The sequence below is a fragment of the Streptomyces sp. NPDC006365 genome, assembly GCF_042870755.1.
Taxonomy (GTDB): Bacteria; Actinomycetota; Actinomycetes; order Streptomycetales; family Streptomycetaceae; genus Streptomyces; species Streptomyces xiangluensis.
This window is the reverse complement of sequence record NZ_JBIAHS010000004.1, coordinates 172,966-191,202: the sequence shown is the minus strand read 5'-3', so window position 1 is coordinate 191,202 and position 18,237 is coordinate 172,966. Positions and strand designations below refer to the sequence as shown.

The window sequence follows — 18,237 nt, the reverse complement described above, 5'->3', positions numbered from 1 at the left end:
CACCCCCCACTGGTGTGGGCCGCCCCTCCTGCACAGGGGCGGCCCACACCGCGTTTCAGTCGTCAGTCGCGCTCGTGGAGGGTCACGTCGAGGAGGAAGGAGCGGTGGTCCGAGTTCTTCAGGTCCAGGAAGCGGGCCCTGTCCGCCGCGAAGTCCTCGGAGACCAGGATGTGGTCGATCTGAGCGCCGAAGGCCGGGACCGTTCTGGCCGGCCAGGTCGGGATGCGGGCGTCGCCGGTGAGCCGGGCGCCGTCGCGCAGGCCCGTGTCCAGGATGCGGCGGAACGCGGCGTGGTCCTGGGAGGCGTTGAAGTCACCCGCGAGGATGGTGGGGCGGGTCTTGTCCGCGGCGGCGTAGTCGCGGAGGGCGCGCAGTTCCCTCTGCCAGTCGTCCACGTGGGCCGGGAGCGGGGGCATGGGGTGGGCGAGCTGGACCCTCACCTCGCGGCCCTTCACGTCGGCGGTCGCGCCGGGCATGCCCATGGTGCCCCGTACGCCGGGGGCCGGCTTGAGGGGGTACCGGCTGAGGATGACGGAGCCGTCTGAGCCGTACCCTTCCACGGCCTGGCGGTAGGGGTACGTGCCTCTTGCCCCCTGCGCCTGGTCGCTGCCGAAGGCCTGTGTCAGCTTCTCGTCGCAGGTGGTCTCGCACTCCTCGACGAACACGAGGTCCGGCTTTTCGCTCCGTACGATCTCGATCAGTTCATCGGTGGCCTGGCCGAACTCCACGTTCGACGTCAGCACCCGCAGCTCCGCGACCGGGGTTCCTTTCGGCTCGCTCGTCTTCCCGTACGGCTCGACGAACCAGGCGACCGCCGCTGCCGCGAGCACGCCCCACACGAGGCCGACGCGCCAGCGGGCGAGGCCGGCGAGGAGGAGGGCGAGGGCGGTGGGGGCGAGCAGCCAGGGCAGGAACGCGATGATTTGCGGTACGGGGGTGATGCCGTCCGTGTCGGCGATGCGGCACCCTACGACGATGCTCACGCCGAGGAGCAGCAGGCCGGCGATCCAGGCGCCGGCTGCGTGCCCGGGCCGACGCGTCACCGGGTCGTCGGCCCACTCGTCCGCCTCAGTCGTAGCAGTACCCAAGTCCGTACCTCCCGTTCTGCCTGGATCCTCCCTCAAAGACGGGGTGAGTGGGGGGAGGGTTCATTTCCTGCGCCTCCACGCGCCCGGTTGTCGCCGAGACGAACGAGTACGGTCGGCCGCCGGGCTCCAGGGCGGACTGGAGAGCAGGTTGGCCCCTACGACTTGCCCGCTCCGCTCCCCAGGTGTGCTCTGGAGGCAGGGGCGAGGAGAGAGGAGTGGGGTCATGGCTCACGCAGCACCTCGTGCCGCTCGGTGGCACGGCAGCCCCGCACGGGTCGCATCGAAGCTCACCGCCCCCGTGCTCGGGGGGATCGTCTTCGGCCTGTGGGCCGCCGCCATCGGACGGGACGCGGGGCCGATCACCGGCTGGAACGTCCTGCTGGGCTTCGTGTCCGCGTTCGCCTTCGTGGCCGCGTACCTCGGGCTGCGTCTGCTCGGCACGCACCTGCCGCGCGAACTGCGCGCCGCCGCGTGGGCGGGATTCGCCGGTGTCGCGGTCGGGTTCCTGCACGGCCTCACCGGCTCGAGCGTCCTGAGGTCGGCGGCCGTGGCGTTCGCGGTGGCGGCGGGCGCCTTCGCGGTCGTGTTCTACCGCTTCTACACGACGGAGAAGTGACCGGAGACCGAGGGCGACACGGCGACACCGGCAACGAGAGCAACGACGGCAACGACAGCAACGACGAAAACGACGACAGTGCAGACCAGGCCCAAGCGGACAAGATCTGACCTATAGGCCCGCTACCTTCACGGCATGACTTCTGCCAAGGACTGCCGCCCGGAGGAGTACCCCGGACCGAGCGCGGGACTAGGACAAAAAGCCCACGACGGATCCAGTGCCGAAACCTACGATGAGTTTGCTGCCCGGTGGGGGTCTACATCTCAACGACAGCTCAGCACTCGTAGAGGACTGGATGGGGCGGACATGAAAAGCGATCACCTGGCCGGAGGGCCGGCCATCGAGACCGCCGGCCTGGTGAAGACCTTCGGCGACAACCGCGCCGTGGACGGCGTCGACCTGCGCATTGAGAGGGGCACGGTGTACGGCCTGCTCGGTCCGAACGGCGCGGGCAAGACGACCACGGTGCGGATGCTGGCGACCCTGCTCCGCCCCGACGGCGGCGAGGCCCACGTCTTCGGCCACGACGTCGTACGGGAGGCGGACGCGGTGCGCAGCCGGGTCAGCCTCACCGGGCAGTACGCCTCCGTCGACGAGGACCTCACCGGCACCGAGAACCTCGTACTGCTGGCCCGTCTGACGGGCCACAGCAAGAAGGCCTCGTACGACCGCGCGGCCCAACTCCTCGCCGCCTTCGGCCTGTCGGAGGCCGCGGGCCGCCAGGTGAAGAACTACTCCGGCGGCATGCGGCGCCGTATCGACATCGCCGCGTCGATCCTCAACACCCCGGACCTGCTGTTCCTGGACGAGCCGACGACGGGCCTGGACCCGCGCAGCCGCAACCAGGTCTGGGAGATCGTGCGAGCCGTCGTCGCCCAGGGCACGACGGTGCTGCTGACGACGCAGTACCTCGACGAGGCCGACCAGCTGGCGTCCCGGATCGCCGTCATCGACAAGGGCAAGGTCATCGCCGAGGGCACCAAGGGCGAGCTGAAGGCCTCGGTCGGCGCCGGCGCCGTGCACGTACGGCTGCGGGACGCAGACCAGCGCCCCGACGCCGAGCTGCTGCTCAGGCAGGCCCTCGACGCGGACGTACAACTGGAACCCGACCCGGTGGCCCTGACCGCCCGGGTCGGCGGCAACGGCGAGGGGAACGGCTGCGGCCCCTCCGAGAAGGCTTCCCGCGCCCTCGCCGAACTGGCCCGCGCGGGCATCATCGTCGACAACTTCTCGCTGGGACAGCCGAGCCTGGACGAGGTGTTCCTGGCCCTCACCGGCAGCCCGACCGACCACGACCGGACGACCGAGGCACAGACGAAGGAGGCCACGGCATGAGCACCGCGACCCAGACCACCGAGAGCACGGAACTCGCCCCGGTCCGCACCGAGAGCCTGGCCGAACTGCTCGTCGCCCGGGAGCGGCCGCCGAGGCCGAACGCGCTGCAGACCTCGCTGACGTTCGGCTGGCGGGCGATGCTCAAGATCAAGCACGTACCGGAGCAGCTGTTCGATGTGACGGCGTTCCCGATCATGATGGTGCTGATGTACACGTACCTGTTCGGTGGCGCCCTGGCCGGCTCCCCCAGCGAGTACATCCAGTATCTGCTGCCCGGCATCCTCGTGATGTCCGTGTCCATGATCACGATGTACACGGGCCTCGCGGTCAACATCGACATCGAGAAGGGCGTCTTCGACCGCTTCCGTTCGCTGCCGATCTGGCGGCCGTCGACCATGGTCGGCTATCTGCTCGGTGACGCCGTGCGCTACGCGCTCGCGTCGATCGTGATGCTGACGGTCGGCCTGATCATGGGCTTCCGCCCGGACGGTGGTTTCACCGGCGTGGTGGCGGGCGTGGTGCTGCTGATCGTCTTCTGCTTCGCCTTCTCGTGGGTGTGGACGATGGTCGGTCTGCTGATGCGCACGGAGAAGGGCGTGATGAGCGTCAGCATGATGGTGCTGTTCCCGCTGACCTTCCTCAGCGACATCTTCGTCCGCCCCGAGACGATGCCGGGCTGGCTGCAGGCCTTCGTCAACAACAACCCGATCACCCACGTCTCCTCGGCGGTCCGCGACCTGATGGGGGGCTCCTGGCCGACCGAAGAGATCGCGTGGACGCTGGGCTGGGCCGCGGCGTTCGTGGCGGTCCTCGGGCCGGTGACGATGCGGCTCTATAACCGCAAGTGATCAATCCATCACGCGGAGCGATCCAGGGGAGAGTCTCCCGGATTCATCCGGGAGAGAACTTCAAAACCGCAAGTAGCAGTTGCGCGCGTGCGCGTTGCGGGGGCCGCCCCTGTCCCTCGGAAGAACGCAATCCACGTCCGGATGCAGTCACCCCGGCCGTGCCCCGAAGGCTTCTGGGCACGGCCGGGGTCCTTTCTTGAGCTGTGCGGAAAGTCCTTTCGGCGGTACTGATCGTCCTCGGCTGTCTCCTCGTGCCGCTCGGCGGGCTCTCGATGTGGGCGACCTACGAGATCGGCGACACCCGGCGGTACGTCGCCACCATGGGGCCGCTCGCCACCGGGTCCGAGGTACGCGGGGCGGTCACGGACACCGTCACCGACGGGATCATGACGAGGGTCGAGGCCAGGTCGCTCGAGGGCGAGGTCCGGCGGTTCGTGCGCGAGGCGGTGCAGTCCTTCACCGGTACGCCGGCCTTCCGCGCCGCCTGGGACACCGCGAACCGGGCCGCACACGAGGCCGTCCTACGGGCCCTGCGCGGCGAACGCGACGACGCGGTCACCCTCGACCTCGCACCGGTCACGCGGCAGCTCAAGGACCGGCTGGCCGACGACCGCGTGCCGTTGGCGCACCGTATCCCCGTTACACACACCGAGATCACGGTTCTCGAGGGCCGGGAAGTGGCCACGCTCCGGAAGGGTTTCCGCATGCTGGAGTTCGCGGGTTTCTGGCTCCCGATCGCTGCGCTGGCACTGGCCGTCGGCGGCATCCTCCTCGCGGTGCACCGCCGCCGCGCGATCATGGCGACGGCCCTGGGCACGGCGCTGGGTGCTGCTCTCCTCGCCCTGGCGACGGCAGTGGGCCGCGCCCTGACACTCGCCGACCTCCCGCCCCACGTCTCCCGCGTCGCGGCAGGCACGGTCTACGACGCCCTCACGTCCACACTCCGCACGGCGACGTGGATCATCCTCGCCCTCGGCCTCACGGTGGCGGCGACGGCCTGGCTCACGGGCTGTGTCGCGCGACATCGCGCACGATGCTCAGAGCTTCCTCCAGCACCGGCACAGAAACAGACGCGAGCCCGAGCCTGACGGCATCCGTCGCGGAGCCCGGCGTGGCGGGACGCGCGGCCGGCGTGCGCTCGCCCAGGGGCGTGCGCTGGGGCTCCACGGCGAACGCCCGCCCCGGCGTGAGGGCCACCCCGCGTGCCGCTGCCGCGGCCGTGAACGTATCCGCGCGCCAGGGCGGGGGCAGCTGCCACCAGGCGTAGTACGCGTACGGATCGGCCCGTACGGCGAACTCCCCCAGCCACTCCTCGACGACCCGCTGCCGCGCCCGCGCGTCCGCCCGCTTGGCCGCGACGAGCCGCTCGACCGTCCCGTCACCGATCCACCGCACCGCGGCCTCCAGCGCGAACCGTCCCGCCGTCCACCCGCCCGACCTCAGCGCCTCGCCGACCGCGTCCACCCGCCCCCGCGGCACGACGAGGAAACCGACCGTGAGGCCGGGTGCGACGCGCTTGGACAGCCCGTCGACGAGGTATGTGCGCTCGGGGGCGTACGAGGCCAGGGGAGTGGGGCCCGCCTGGCCGTCCCGGAGGAAGGACCAGATCCGGTCCTCCACGACCGGAAGGTCCAACTCACGCAGCGTGCTGGCCAGTTCGCGCCTTCTCCCGTCCCCCATCGTCACGGAGGTGGGATTGTGAAGCGTCGGCTGGACGTAGACGGCGGACAGCGGCGCGGCGCGATGGGCGGCGACGAGGCCGTCGGCCCGCAGTCCCTCATCGTCCATCGCGAGCGGTACGAGGGTGATGCCGAGCCGTGCTGAGATCTCCTTGACCAGCGGATACGTCAGCGCCTCCACGCCGACGCGCCCTCCGGGCCGTACGAGTGAGGCGAGGGCGCCCGCGATCGCCTGCCGGGCGTTCCCGGCGAAGAGGACCCGCTCCGGAACGGGCCGCCACCCCGAACCGCCCAGCAGCCCGGCGGCGGCTTCGCGTGCGGCGGGCGTGCCGGTGGCGGACGCCGTACGCGTCGCCTCCGCCAGCACGTCGGCCCGCAGCAGCGGCGCGAGCCCGACGGCGAGCAGCTCCGACTGCCCTTCCGCGAAGGGGTAGTTGAGCTCCAGATTGATACGCGGCCCAGCGGCCTTGCCCTGCTCCTTCCCCTCCTCCTCGGCCAGCGCCCGCCCCGACGGCACCGGCCCCGCCCGCACGAACGTCCCCCGGCCCACCTCGCCGACCACGAGCCCTCGCCGCACCAACTCCGCGTAGACGCGCCCGGCCGTGGACCCGGCGATACGGCGCCGTCGCGCGAACACCCGTTGCGGCGGCAGCCGTTCACCGGGCTTGAGCCGCCCGGTGAGGATCTCCTCGGCCAGCCGGTCGGCGATCCGCCGGTAGTCCTCCACGCGCGCACCTTTCCCATCGCCCTCAGGATTGCACCGAGGGCAAAGTTTTCATTGCACCGAGTATGCGATGCGACCTAGGGTCCACTCATGGCTCCCTTCCTCGCATACGAGGACAAAGGCGCGAAACTCTCAACTCCCCTGCCTCTTGTCCTGATCCACGGCCACCCGTTCGACCACACGATGTGGAGGCCGCAGGTCACGGCCTTATCAGCGACGCGCCGGGTGATCGCCCCGGACCTGCGTGGTTACGGCGCGTCGCCGGTCGTCCCCGGTGTCACGCCACTGTCCACGTTCGCCGAGGACATAGCGGCTCTCCTGGACGAACTGCACGTGGAGCACTTCGTCCTGGGCGGCCTGTCGATGGGCGGCCAGATCGTCATGGAGTGCTACGCCCGGTTCCCGGACCGTATCCGGGGCCTGATCCTGGCCGACACCTTCGCCTCCCCGGAGACTCCGGCCGGAAGGAAGTCCCGCAACGAGATGGCTGACCGGCTCCTGAGGGAGGGCATGCGGGGTTACGCGGACGAGGTCCTCCACAAGATGGTCGCGCCGTACGCCGATGCCGCCGTGGCCGCCCACGTCCACGGCATGATGACCGCCACGTCGCCGCCGGGCGCGGCAGCGGCACTGCGCGGGCGGGCGGAACGCCCGGACTACCGCGAGCTTCTGACTCAGGTCACGGTTCCGGCCCTGGTGGTGGTGGGAGAGGACGACGAGTACACCCCCGTCCCGGACGCGAAGGCGATGGCCGAAGCCCTTCCCGACTCCACGCTCCACGTCATCCCCCGAGCGGCCCACATGCCGAACCTGGAACGTCCGGGGGAGTTCAACGAGGTCCTGACGAGGTTCCTGGACTACGTCGACGGCTCTGCTTGAGCAAGATCAAGAGGCTGCGGGCGTCCGGTTTACTTGGATGGTTGCGGTGACTCAGGAAGAGGTCTGGAAGGGCAGCACCTCGCGGACTTCCGTGTTCTTCGATCCCGAAACCGGCTACCCGATGGGAAGCGAAGAGGCCCTTTTCGGGAATCCGCGCAAGCTGAACATCCGGGTTCCGGCCACGCTGGCAGTGACCGAGACATTGAAGCGCCGGGCTGTGTCCACCACGGAGGAAAGGCCCTGAAAATGGCCGGGAGGAACCCCGCGCTCACCACCCCGTATGGAACAGGTGGTTGATCGTCAGCGCCACCGTCACCTGGGCGACAAGCCACCCCCGCTGCCCGCCTCGCGGCAAGAGCGCCGTCGCGGGCAGCAGCCAGAAGGCGAACGGAAGCCAGATGCGTTCCGTCTCCGCCTTGCTCATGCCGGAGAAGTCGGCGACGAGCACCATGAGGAGCCCGGCGAGGACCAGACCGAGAAGCCGGTCGATGGAGGTTGGGGCGCCGGCACGCAGGCGGCGGAAAGCGGCCGGCACGGTGGCAATCGTGCGGCGCAGCCCCGCCACCCCCGCCAGTCCCACGAGTAGCACCGTGCACGCGAGGTTCGCCCACACGAAGTACCAGTACGGCCGGATGGCGGCCGCGCCCTGGTAGTACCGCTCGACCAACAGGTGATACGCCTCCCACCAGTTGAAGCCCGCGAGCGTGAAGGCGACCGGCACGACGGCCACCCCCGCCAGCAGCGGGAGGAGAAGCGTGCGCGGCCACTGGCGCCAGGTCAGCAGCAGCACGGCGACGGCGATGATCGAGAACAGGGTCAACCCGTACGACAGATAGCCGGTGAAGCCCAGCAGCACTCCGGAACCGAACCCGCAACCGTAGGCCGGAACCCTGCGCCCACGGGTCGCCGCCAGCGCCAGCAACGCCACTGCCCACGCCGCCACCGCCGCGAAGTAACCGTCCGCCGAGGCCCCCACCCAGACCGCCGCCGGCGCCAGGGCGACGAACGGAGCGGCCCGGCGGGCCAGTGTCTCGTCGGCGAGGGCACGTACGGCGATGAGGACCGCCGCGGCGGCGGAAGCGCCGACCGTGATGCAGAAGACGCCCGCCCAGCCCCCGCCACCGAGGCCGATCCGGTCCAGCCAGACGAAGGTGAGCGTCGCGGCGGGTGGATGGCCGGCGATGTGCGGGGGCCAGTGGTCGGGCGAGTCGATCAGGATGTGCTGGGTGAAGCCCCGCAGGGTCGCGCCGATGTCGTCGAAGCGGTCGATGACCGTCAGGTACTCGTAGCGTGTGGTGAGCCGCCGCTCGATTCCGTAGTGCCAGCCGTCGATCAGCGCGAGCGACCACGTCCAGGCCATGGCGACGAACCAGGTCACCGGCACGAGCGCCCGCCACGGCAGTCGGGCCGCGAGAGAGGGACCGTACGCGATCACCGCCACGGCCACCGTGATCGCGGCCGGAGTACCGGGCCCCACCTGAGGCGACCACCAGGCGTACAGCGGCGCCCAGGCGAGGTGCAGGGAGCCGTTGGAGTTCTCGATGGCGTGGCCGACGACGGCGGCCGTGGCGAAGAGGAGCACCGCGACCCCGGCGGCGTACAGGTCAGGGCGCAGGCCCCGACGGGAGCCACGGCCGACGTCCTGCCCGACGTCCTGGTCGGTTCCCAGGCCGATGTCCTGGCGGAGGTCATCACGGTCATCACGAAGGCCGTCGCGGTCGTCCTGGTGCCGGTCCCGGTGCCGGTTCTGGCCAGGGTTCCGGAGAAGGTCACGGTTCACAGCGGAAACGCTAGGGCCGAGGCCACCCCTCGGCGCCCCGGCCAGCACGAACGTCAGCCTTTCGTCATGAGTCGATCCCCCCTCGGCCCGCCCGCACCGGCCTACCGTCGGGGCATGAGCGAACGGCTCCCCACCTCCCCCGCCTTCTGGCGCAGCCCACTGCGCGGCCCCCGGGTCACCTCGCTGCTCGGTGTCGTGCTGCTCGCCGGGATCACCATCCTCTTCGTGACGGGCCTCGTGTCGTACGCCGCGTACAACCCGAACCTCTCGCCCGTGAACGACAAGACCCCGGACAAGGGCCTCCTCGGCTTCTACCTCTTCGCCTGGCCCACCGACCCGCCCTGGCTGTACCGCCTCAACCAGGGCACGCACGTCACGCTCGGCATCGCCCTGATCCCCGTACTCCTCGCCAAGCTGTGGTCGGTCGTGCCGAAGCTCTTCGAGCTGCCGCCCGCGCGCTCGCTCGGACACGCCCTGGAACGGCTCTCGCTGCTCGTGCTGGTCGCAAGCGCCCTGTTCGAGTTCGTGACAGGAGTGCTGAACGTCCAGCTCGACTACGTCTTCCCCGGCTCCTTCTATCCCCTGCACTTCTACGGCGCCTGGGTGTTCTTCGCCGCCTTCGTCGCGCACACGGTGCTGAAGACGCCGACGGTGTTGCGCAACATCCGACGCGAACGTGGCGAAGGGGAAGGAGAAAAAGGGGAGTTGGTGTCGCCCCGGCCCGACCCGCCCACCGTCTCCCGGCGCGGCGCGCTCCAACTGGTCGGCGGTTCTTCGCTGTTCCTGCTCGCCACGACCGTGGGCCAGAACTTCGACGGGCCACTGCGCCAGACGGCGGTTCTCGCGCCGCACGGCGGCTCGGAGCCGGGCTCGGGACCCGGCGGCTTCCAGATCAACAAGACGGCCGCGGCGGTGGGGATCCGGGCGGACGAGACGAGTGACGAGGCGTGGCGGCTCGTCGTCGAGGGGCGCCGCACGGTCCGTCTCAGCCGGGCGCAGCTCCATGAGCTGCCCCTCTACAGCGCCGCGTTGCCCATCGCCTGCGTGGAGGGCTGGTCGACGGGCAACCAGTGGTGGCGTGGCGTACGGCTGCGGGATCTGGCGGAGTTGGCGGGGTACGACCAGGGCCAGGCGCCCGATCTGTTCGTGGAGTCCCTTCAGCGGCGGGGTGCATTCCGGCGGGCCGCCCTGCGCGACAACCAGGTCCGCGACCCGCGCTCGCTGCTCGCCCTGTACGTCAATGGCGAGTCGCTGACCCCCGACCACGGCTACCCGGCGCGCATCATCGTCCCCGCCGCGCCCGGAGTGCTGAACACCAAGTGGGTATCCCGGCTGACGTTCGGAGACCTGTGATGGACGTACGAATGCGCGGACGCATGACGACCGTACGGAACCGGTGGCGCCGCTGGTACGGCGAGGGCCCCCTCCAACTACTGCTTCTGGCCTGCTCGTTCGCGCTCGTCGCGTATGCCGGCGTACAGCTGCTCGCGGGGGACTGGTGGGGCGTACTGATGTGGATGGTCGGGGCGGCGCTGCTGCATGACCTCGTGCTGCTGCCGTTGTACGCCGCTGCCGACCGGGTCGTCCGGGCGGTGCTCGGTGCGGTCGGGCGCCGGGAGTGGCTGATGTTCGTCCGTGTCCCGGCGGCCCTGTCCGGACTGCTCCTGCTGGTGTGGTTCCCGCTGATCAGCGGGCGGGTCGAGCGGCGTTACGAGGCGTCCACCGGCTCGTCCGGCGAGGGCTTCCTGGCCCGCTGGCTGCTGATGACGGCCGTGCTGTTCGGGGTGTCGGCGCTGTGGATGCTGATCCGTTCGGTGCGGGCGCGGCGCAGGGCCACGAAGCAGCGGCCGTCCGCCGTCCACTGACCGTCCGTACGCCAGCCGAGCCGGCGTGCGCGCTTCAGCAGGGCACGGCTGCCGAGCCGGGCCCAGGGGAACGGGGCTCCGGCGGCTCCCTGGGCGTCGGTGACACGGACCTGGACCTGCTCATCGACGTCCACGGGTGCGGTCTCGGCGATCAACAGGCCGCTCGGGGCGAGGAGTTGGGCGATCCGGCGCAGCAGGGCGTCCGGGTCGCCGCCGATTCCGATGTTCCCGTCGATGAGCAGTGCCGTGTTCCAGCGGCCCTCCCCCGGCAACGGTTCGAACACCGACCGGCGCAGCGCCTGCCCGCCGAGCTCCACGGTGTGGTTGACGGCCGCCTCGCTGACGTCGATCCCGAGCACGGTCCGGCCCCGAAAGGCGAGGTCCGCGACCAGCCGCCCCGGTCCGCAGCCCACATCCAGTACGGCCCCTTCGCACCACCGCAGCGCGGACAGATCGGCGGCGTCGGCCCGCGCACACCACCGCTCGATCTCCAGCGGGAGCAGCCATCCGTCGGTTCGGCGAAGGAAGAGCGGGCCACGCCCGTCGCGGAGGGCGTCCGCGTACGGGTCGACGCACCACGCGGTCGCCGTACCCGCCGCGGTCGCAGTACGCGCCGTATCCGCAACGCTCATCGCCCCACAACCGATCGCTCGACGACGGATCGCTCGGCGAGGGATCGCTCGACTTCCGATCGCCGCACGCCCGCTGCCAGCCGGTCGAACTCCGCCGCGAACCGGCCGCCCTGCCCCTGGACCATGACCTGCTCGGCGACCAGCCAGGCGTCGTACGCCGTGTCGACGTCCCGCAGCCGTGGCAGATCGCGTACGCGCAGTCCGGCGGTGGTGAGCCGGGCCCGCTGCACGGCGCCTGTCGTGGGCGTCGACATCGGTACGCCACGCAGCAGCGCGGGGTCGGGTTCGGCGAGCCCCAGCGCCCAGAAACCGCCGTCCTCCGCGGGCCCGAACCAGGCGTCGCAGTCCGTGAAGTCGGCCCCGAAAGCGAGGAGTTCGGCGGTCACCTGAGGGGTGTCCATGCCGATGAGCAGCGTCGGTCCCGCGCAGCCCGCGAACGCCGCGGCCAGCCGCTCGTCGAGCCCGCCCGCGCACTGCGGGACCACCTCGACGCCGGGCGGCAGCCACGGCCCCGGCTCCCCGTCGAGCACCAGGACCCGCCGGTCCGCGGGCGTCGCGAGCACCGCGCTCAAGGTGTCGGCCAGCGCGGCCTCCGCGAGCGCCGCCGCCTCCTCGGGCGTGAACGGCGGGGTGAGCCGGGTCTTCACACGTCCGGGTCGCGGTTCCTTGGCGATGACGAGCAAGGTGGTCATCGGTGGGCTCCTCCTTGGAAGGGTCCATGTGCGGTTCCTCGGCCGGAGTCCGGGGGTGTTCCTCGGCCGGGGCCTTGGCCGGTGCCTTCGGCGGTTCCTTGGCTGGTGGCGTACGCCGGCTCCGTCAGCACCCGGCGCATGTCCCGTACCGCGTGCCAGGTTCCGCGCCAGGTGCCGGTGACCTTGGAGGTGCCGGTGCGCGGCAGATACGGGACGTCGTGCTCGGCGATGCGCCAGCCGGCGTCGGCGGCGCGGACGACCATCTGCAGGGGATAGCCGCTGCGGCGGTCCGTGAGGCCGAGGCCGATCAGGTCCTCGCGGCGGGCGGCGCGCAGAGGGCCGAGGTCGTGCAGGCGTACGCCGGTGCGGCGGCGGAGCATCCGGGACAGCGCGAGATTGCCCGCGCGGGCGTGCGCCGGCCAGGCGCCACGGCCCTGCGGGCGCCGCCGCCCGAGCACCAGGTCGGCCTCGCCGTCCCGGATCTCGCGTACGAAGGGCACGAGCAGGGACGGATCGAGCGAGGCGTCGCAGTCGCAGAAGCAGACGATGTCCGCGGTGGCGGCGAGCAGCCCCGCGTGGCAGGCCGCCCCGAAGCCGCGCCGCTCCTCATGGACGACGGTTGCGCCGAGATCGCGGGCCACGTCGGCGGAGCCGTCGGTGGAACCGTTGTCCACGACGAGCGCGCGCCAGCCCTCGGGGATGAAGGCCAGCACCCAGGGGAGCGCGGCGGCTTCGTTCAGGCACGGAAGGACGACATCGACGTCGGGTTTCGTGGTGGGGTTGGGATACACGGCTTTCACAGTACGAACGGGAAGCGGGCATTTTGGGCAGCGGCTCCTTACGAAACGGGGACGTCGTCCGCAGACTCGTAGTCCGCTCGCATCTCCTTACGAATCAAGGACGGGCGAGGTCTCCGGGCCCCGGACGCGAGACAGCCGTGCGCCCCTGGTGCGACCCTGACGTCATGCACCAGCCGCAGCCGTACGACAGCACCTCCGGCACCCGAGTCCTCGTCGTCGACGACGACCCCACCGTCGCCGAGATCGTCTCGGGCTACCTCGACCGCGCCGGATACGTCGTGGACCGGGCCGTCGACGGCCCCGCCGCGCTCGCGCAGGCCACCGCGCACTGGCCTGACCTGGTCGTACTGGACCTCATGCTGCCCGGCATGGACGGCCTGGAGGTGTGCCGCCGGATGCGCGGGCGGGGGCCCGTACCCGTGATCATGCTGACCGCCCGAGGCGACGAGGACGACCGGATCCTCGGCCTGGAGGTGGGCGCCGACGACTACGTCACCAAGCCGTTCAGCCCTCGCGAGCTGGTCCTGCGTGTGGAGTCCGTACTGCGCCGCAGCAGGCCGTCCGCCGAGCCGCGCGGGCTGCTGCGAGCGGCCGGCCTCAGTGTGGACGCGGAGGGCCGCCGCGCCACCAAGGACAGTACGGAACTGGCCCTCACCGTCCGCGAGTTCGACCTCCTCGCCTTCTTCCTGCGGCACCCCGGTCACGCGTACAGCCGTGAGGAGCTGATGCGGGAGGTCTGGGGCTGGGACTTCGGCGACCTCTCCACGGTCACCGTCCACGTCCGCCGCCTCCGCGCCAAGATCGAGACCGACCCGGCGCGGCCCGAGCTGATCCAGACGGTGTGGGGGGTGGGGTACCGCTTCGACGCGGCCGGTGCTGACGCGGCCGGCGCTGACCCGGCCAGTGCTTCCGACGGCGGGGAGGGCTGATGGCCATGGAGGAGATACCCCCCATGCAGGACATACTCCTCATCGCTTTCTTCGCCTTCCTCGGAGCGGCGGCCGCCGGGCTGTTCGGGGCGCTCACGCTGTGGCTCGTCCGGCGGCGGTCCCTGACCGTCTCGCTGTCCGTGGTCACCGCCGTCGCCGTGACCGCGATGCTCGCCGGAACACTGGCAGTGGCGCAGGCGATGTTCCTGAACGATCACGACCTCACCGTCGTGACGACGGTCGTCGCGATGGCGGCCGTGGTCTCCCTGGCGACGGCGATGCTTCTGGGCCGCTGGGTGGTCGCCCGCAGCCGGGCTCTCACGCTCGCCGCCCGCTCCTTCGGCGACGGCGGTGACTTCGCCGCGCCCGCAGGGCACGCGACCGCCGAACTCGACGCACTGAGCCGGGAGCTGGCGGCCACCAGCGCGAAGCTCCACGAGTCCCGGGACCGCGAACGCGCCCTGGAGGCCTCCAGGCGCGAACTCGTCGCCTGGATCTCGCACGACCTGCGCACCCCGCTGGCCGGACTGCGCGCGATGTCGGAGGCGCTGGAGGACGGGGTCGCGGCGGAGCCAGAACGCTATCTGCGGCAGATCCGTACGGAGGTCGAGCGGCTCAACGACATGGTCGGCGACCTCTTCGAGCTCTCCCGCATCCATGCGGGCGCGCTGGCGCTGAGCCCGTCACGGATGTCGGTGTACGACCTGGTCGGGGATGCGCTCGCGGGGGCGCACGCGCTTGCCCGTGAGCACGGCGTGCGGCTGGTGGGGGCCGGGATCGATCCGGTGCCGGTGGAGGTCGATGGCAAGGAGATGAGTCGCGTACTCGGGAATCTGCTGGTCAACGCGATTCGGCGGACGCCGTCGGATGGGACGGTGGCCGTTTCCGCGCACCGGTCCCCGGAGGGGGTTGTGTTGTCGGTGACGGATGGGTGCGGGGGGATTCCTGAGGAGGACCTGCCACGCGTCTTCGATACGGGGTGGCGGGGGACCCATGCGCGGACGCCTCCGGCCGGAGCGGGGCTTGGCCTCGCGATCGTGCGCGGGATCGTGGAGGCCCACCAGGGCCGGGCGATCGTACGAAATGTGTCGGGGGGCTGTCGTTTCGAGGTGACATTGCCGACCGTTGATGCGTAAGAGCGCGGGTCGTTCGCAGGCTGCGGGTGGTGGGTGGCTGGTCGGTCCCCACTCTCGGCTTCTCCCGCACTCTCGGCTCCGCTCGAGCGGGGACTCCCATGAGCGGGGGAACCCCCATCGCGGCGGAGCCGCGCATCGATACAGCCCCGCGCCCCTGACGGGGCGCGGGGCCATGTCAAATCGCCCGCGTGCTCAGCAGTCGCCGGGGCCTGTCTCCGCCTCGCGGAACACAGGGCTCTCGCCGTACGTGTTGTCGGGGTCGATGCCGGTCATCGTCACGTTGTTGACGTACCAGATGTAGTGGCCGTAGTAGCGGTCGCCGAAGTTGAGCTGGTAGTAGCCGTGCGACTTGACCTTGTGCGCCCGGTGGGTGAGCCAGCCCTTCTTGTGCGGGCCGATCCACAGGCTCTCGGTGTGCGTCTCGGTGTGGGACTGCTCCCAGGTCTTCCCGGTGGCGCTGCTGAACCCGGCGGTGAAGGCCTCGAAGGCCCCGCCGAACTCTATGGTCTGGGTCGTCGAGGTACCGGTCGTCGTGGTGTCCGACCATGTCTTGGATATGTTCTGGTTGACGCTCGTGCAGTTGTACGCGTCGGAGGTGACCCGCTGCTCCGGGCCGAGGTACTTCTCGACCGACTCGACGTGGAACTCGCACCGGTCCGTGCCGTTGTTGCACTGCTCGAGGAGCTGCGCGACGGTCGGCTGCTCCTCGTGGTCGGCCATGGCGGTGCCGGGGGTGGCCACGACGAGGGCGGCCAGGGTGATCGCGGACCCGAGGACGGCCGCGACTTTTTTCCGTACGGAAGACATGCTGCTGTGCTCCCTGTGGGGGTGGGAAAGAAAGGAGGCAGCCCCGAGCAGAGGCCGAGGTCCCAGTGAAGCGAGCGCGGATCCGGAACCGCTCCGTACGGGATAAGGATTTGATGAAGGTTGCGGCGCGACGCGGACTTCGGCGGTCAGGCCGCGGACAGCCGGTAGCCCACACCGCGGACGGTACGGATGAGTGACTGGCCCTGGTCGCCGAGCTTGCGGCGCAGGTAGTAGACGCAGGTGTCCACGATTCCGGAGCTCTCGTCGCGGTGGTTCCAGACGCGCTCCTGTATCTGGGAGCGGGTCAGCACCCGGCCGGAGTTCTCCATCAGGTAGCGCAGCAGGGCGAATTCGGTGGGAGTGAGCCGGACCGGGCGCCCGGCCGCCCACACCTGGTGTGCGTCGGGATCGAGTTGCACATGACCGACGCTCAGACAGCGGCGCCGCATGGGCGCTTCGGCAGTGCGGCGCAGCAGGGCGCGGATGCGAGCCGCCACCTCCTTCAGCTCGAACGGCTTGGTGATGAAGTCGTCGCCGCCCAGGTCGAGTCCGCGTACCCGGTCGTCGACCGCGCTGCGTCCGGAGAGGAACAGCACGGGCATGGTGAGGTCCCGTTCGCGCAGGGTCCGGCAGACCTCGAAGCCGTCGACGTCGGGGAGGTTGACGTCGAGCAGGACCAGATCGGGAGCGCGCCGTGTGACGAGGCGCAGGGCCTGGTGGCCGGTGGCGGCGCAGGTCACCTCGAAGCCGAGGAGTTCCAGGGCCATGGTGAGCACATCGCGGACGCCGACGTCGTCGTCCACCACGAGGAGATGGGCGGCGGCGCCCGAGGGGGCGGGTGGCGAGGAGGGCGAGGAGACAGCGGTTGTGGGGGAGTTGGGGACAGGGTGGGTCATGTCCTGTTCCTTTGCTGGCCTTGGTACTTCTGCCGACCGTGATGCTTCAGGTTTCACAGGCGTCCCCATGGTCACACGTACCCACAGGTAGGGTCAGCGGCTTCGTCCGCTTGCTCGAATCCGCTGTCGTGGCACGGCCGTTGCCTTCCCCACGGCCCAGACATCCTCATGGCTCCCTCTGTCCCCGCTTTGCACGCGCAGCGGTTACGGTGCTGACGTGCTGATCGATGGAGAGGGGGCCGGAACGATGCCTGGGACCGTGCTGCTGCTAGCGGCTGCGCCGGTGGGCAAGGGGTCTCTGGTGGACGCGGCGTCGGTGCTGCCCGTGCTCGCGGCGGTGTCGCCCGCGGTGCTCTCCGGCACGGACACCGCGAACGTCGTCGAACTCGCCGACCCCTTGGAGCCGCAGGCCGTCCTGACCCGCCTGCGAGCCGCCGCGACGGCCCCCGGCCCGCTGACGGTCTTCGTCACCGGCCAGCTCCAACTCGACCGCCGCCAACGGCTTCCGCACCTGGCTCTGGCCCGTACGACCCCGTCGACCGTCCGCTACACCGGCTTCCCCTGGCACTGGATCCGCGAGGAGCTGCGGCTGCGCGCGCCCGGGGGTACGACGGTGTTCGTCGACCTGCACGCCGACGCGGAGACCTGGCAGCACCTGGTCACGCAACCGCTCGGCGTCGGGCCGGGAATCCGGCTGTACGGCCGGGTCGCCCCGCCCCCGCCCCGGCGGACGCTCGCGATGCCGACGTACATGAAGTCCGTCGCGACGATCCTGCGCAGCGGTCACCGTCCGGAGCCGGGCCAGTTGCACCAGCAGGCGCTGACGCGGGTGTCGGGGGAGGAACCGGATGCGGTGCGGCGGGACCTCGTGCTGGCGGTGGCGTCGGGGGCGTCCGAGGGGTCCGCGCCCTTCGCGCCCACCCCCGCCGTTCCCACGCCCTTCATCCCCGCCGGCTCACCGCCCGAGGCGCCCGCGCCCTTCATCCCCGCCGCGCCGTCGGAGGCATTCGCGGCATCCGTGGCCTTCGCCCCCGCCGCCCCGCTGCCGGAGGCGCCCGTACCCTCCGTACCCTCCGTACCCCCCGCCCCCTCCGACCCCCACACCGAGATCGCCTCCGCCGTGGAGGCCGGGCGGCACGGTGACGCCGACGGGATGGCCGCGCGCTGGGAGCAGGACGCGCTGCGTACGTATGGGCCCGGTTCGGACGAGGTCGTGCACTGGATGGAAGTACGAGCCGACTTGGCCATGTTCGCCGGGGACGCCGTGCGCAGCTGCCGGACCTGGCTGGCCGTGGCCGATGCCCGGCTCGGTGCGGGGCAGTCCCCGGACGCATCCGGTGTCGAGGCGGCCGTCGACCGGGCCCACCACCAGTGGGGCCGTATCGCCGAAGCGGCCCGGGCCCGCGAACTCGGCGCCGCTCTCGCCGAGTTGCGCGCCCGCGTACCGGGCCGCCGCAAGGGCGCGCTCCAGCACGTACACCAGCGCCTGGAGCAGTTGAGGGCGACGCAGCAGGTGGGCTGACGAACGACC

18 protein-coding genes are annotated in these 18,237 nt (G+C 70.9%); 10 read left to right on the top strand and 8 right to left on the bottom strand.

Annotated features, from left to right (window positions below):
- Positions 1–62 precede the first annotated feature (62 nt).
- Positions 63–1,088, bottom strand: a complete 1,026-nt coding sequence (locus tag ACFYO0_RS13975) for an endonuclease/exonuclease/phosphatase family protein (RefSeq protein WP_388674603.1) — start codon at positions 1,086–1,088, stop codon at positions 63–65.
- A 223-nt stretch (positions 1,089–1,311) separates the two neighbouring features.
- On the opposite strand from ACFYO0_RS13975, the gene ACFYO0_RS13970 reads away from it, so the two are divergent.
- The 4 genes from ACFYO0_RS13970 to ACFYO0_RS13955 all read left to right on the top strand — a co-directional run bounded on the left by ACFYO0_RS13970 (position 1,312) and on the right by ACFYO0_RS13955 (position 4,975).
- Positions 1,312–1,704, top strand: coding sequence for a hypothetical protein (locus tag ACFYO0_RS13970; protein ID WP_388674601.1), 393 nt, complete (start codon positions 1,312–1,314; stop codon positions 1,702–1,704).
- Between the two features lie 306 nt (positions 1,705–2,010).
- Positions 2,011–3,039 (top strand): ATP-binding cassette domain-containing protein, encoded by a 1,029-nt coding sequence (locus tag ACFYO0_RS13965; RefSeq protein WP_388674599.1) that lies wholly within the window; start codon positions 2,011–2,013, stop codon positions 3,037–3,039.
- Positions 3,036–3,887, top strand: coding sequence for an ABC transporter permease (locus ACFYO0_RS13960; protein WP_388674597.1), 852 nt, complete (start codon positions 3,036–3,038; stop codon positions 3,885–3,887). The genes ACFYO0_RS13965 and ACFYO0_RS13960 overlap by 4 nt, the downstream gene beginning before the upstream one ends.
- 203 nt (positions 3,888–4,090) lie before the next feature.
- Entirely contained in the window at positions 4,091–4,975 is an 885-nt protein-coding gene (locus tag ACFYO0_RS13955) for a hypothetical protein (protein ID WP_388674595.1), read from the top strand.
- Here the strand turns inward: ACFYO0_RS13955 and ACFYO0_RS13950 are convergent.
- Positions 4,890–6,293, bottom strand: coding sequence for a PLP-dependent aminotransferase family protein (locus ACFYO0_RS13950; protein WP_388674593.1), 1,404 nt, complete (start codon positions 6,291–6,293; stop codon positions 4,890–4,892). The genes ACFYO0_RS13955 and ACFYO0_RS13950 overlap by 86 nt on opposite strands.
- An 87-nt stretch (positions 6,294–6,380) precedes the next feature.
- Between ACFYO0_RS13950 and ACFYO0_RS13945 the strand changes: the two genes are divergently transcribed.
- Both ACFYO0_RS13945 and ACFYO0_RS13940 read left to right on the top strand, forming a co-directional pair.
- Entirely contained in the window at positions 6,381–7,169 is a 789-nt protein-coding gene (locus tag ACFYO0_RS13945) for an alpha/beta fold hydrolase (RefSeq protein ID WP_388674591.1), read from the top strand.
- Between the two features lie 46 nt (positions 7,170–7,215).
- Complete coding sequence (locus ACFYO0_RS13940; RefSeq protein WP_388674589.1) at positions 7,216–7,413, top strand: hypothetical protein; 198 nt, start codon at positions 7,216–7,218, stop codon at positions 7,411–7,413.
- A 24-nt stretch (positions 7,414–7,437) separates the two neighbouring features.
- On the opposite strand, the gene ACFYO0_RS13935 is transcribed toward ACFYO0_RS13940, so the two are convergent.
- Positions 7,438–8,844 (bottom strand): hypothetical protein, encoded by a 1,407-nt coding sequence (locus ACFYO0_RS13935; RefSeq protein ID WP_388675438.1) that lies wholly within the window; start codon positions 8,842–8,844, stop codon positions 7,438–7,440.
- Positions 8,845–9,063: 219 nt separating this feature from the next.
- Between ACFYO0_RS13935 and ACFYO0_RS13930 the strand changes: the two genes are divergently transcribed.
- Positions 9,064–10,302, top strand: a complete 1,239-nt coding sequence (locus ACFYO0_RS13930; protein ID WP_388674587.1) for a molybdopterin-dependent oxidoreductase — start codon at positions 9,064–9,066, stop codon at positions 10,300–10,302.
- Between the two features lie 355 nt (positions 10,303–10,657).
- On the opposite strand, the gene ACFYO0_RS13925 is transcribed toward ACFYO0_RS13930, so the two are convergent.
- The 3 genes from ACFYO0_RS13925 to ACFYO0_RS13915 are packed head-to-tail and all read right to left on the bottom strand — an operon-like array spanning position 10,658 to position 12,938.
- Complete coding sequence (locus ACFYO0_RS13925) at positions 10,658–11,446, bottom strand: class I SAM-dependent methyltransferase (protein ID WP_388674585.1); 789 nt, start codon at positions 11,444–11,446, stop codon at positions 10,658–10,660.
- Positions 11,443–12,138 (bottom strand): DUF2064 domain-containing protein, encoded by a 696-nt coding sequence (locus ACFYO0_RS13920; RefSeq protein WP_388674583.1) that lies wholly within the window; start codon positions 12,136–12,138, stop codon positions 11,443–11,445. The genes ACFYO0_RS13925 and ACFYO0_RS13920 overlap by 4 nt, the downstream gene beginning before the upstream one ends.
- On the bottom strand, positions 12,135–12,938 hold the full coding sequence (locus ACFYO0_RS13915; RefSeq protein WP_388674581.1) for a glycosyltransferase family 2 protein: 804 nt from the start codon (positions 12,936–12,938) through the stop codon (positions 12,135–12,137). The genes ACFYO0_RS13920 and ACFYO0_RS13915 overlap by 4 nt, the downstream gene beginning before the upstream one ends.
- 164 nt (positions 12,939–13,102) lie before the next feature.
- Between ACFYO0_RS13915 and ACFYO0_RS13910 the strand changes: the two genes are divergently transcribed.
- Positions 13,103–13,867 carry a response regulator transcription factor gene (locus ACFYO0_RS13910; RefSeq protein WP_388674579.1) on the top strand — a complete coding sequence of 255 codons (765 nt, stop codon included), beginning with the start codon at positions 13,103–13,105 and terminating at the stop codon, positions 13,865–13,867.
- 23 nt (positions 13,868–13,890) lie between these two features.
- On the top strand, positions 13,891–15,003 hold the full coding sequence (locus ACFYO0_RS13905; protein WP_388674577.1) for a sensor histidine kinase: 1,113 nt from the start codon (positions 13,891–13,893) through the stop codon (positions 15,001–15,003).
- 192 nt (positions 15,004–15,195) lie between these two features.
- Here the strand turns inward: ACFYO0_RS13905 and ACFYO0_RS13900 are convergent, their stop codons facing one another.
- Both ACFYO0_RS13900 and ACFYO0_RS13895 read right to left on the bottom strand, forming a co-directional pair.
- Positions 15,196–15,810, bottom strand: coding sequence for a hypothetical protein (locus ACFYO0_RS13900; protein WP_388674575.1), 615 nt, complete (start codon positions 15,808–15,810; stop codon positions 15,196–15,198).
- A 146-nt stretch (positions 15,811–15,956) separates the two neighbouring features.
- Positions 15,957–16,706: a response regulator transcription factor gene (locus tag ACFYO0_RS13895; RefSeq protein WP_388674573.1), complete on the bottom strand. Its 750-nt coding sequence runs from the start codon at positions 16,704–16,706 to the stop codon at positions 15,957–15,959.
- Between the two features lie 247 nt (positions 16,707–16,953).
- Here ACFYO0_RS13895 and ACFYO0_RS13890 point away from each other — a divergent pair, with 247 nt between their 5' ends.
- On the top strand, positions 16,954–18,228 hold the full coding sequence (locus ACFYO0_RS13890) for a hypothetical protein (protein WP_388675436.1): 1,275 nt from the start codon (positions 16,954–16,956) through the stop codon (positions 18,226–18,228).
- Positions 18,229–18,237: the final 9 nt, after the last annotated feature.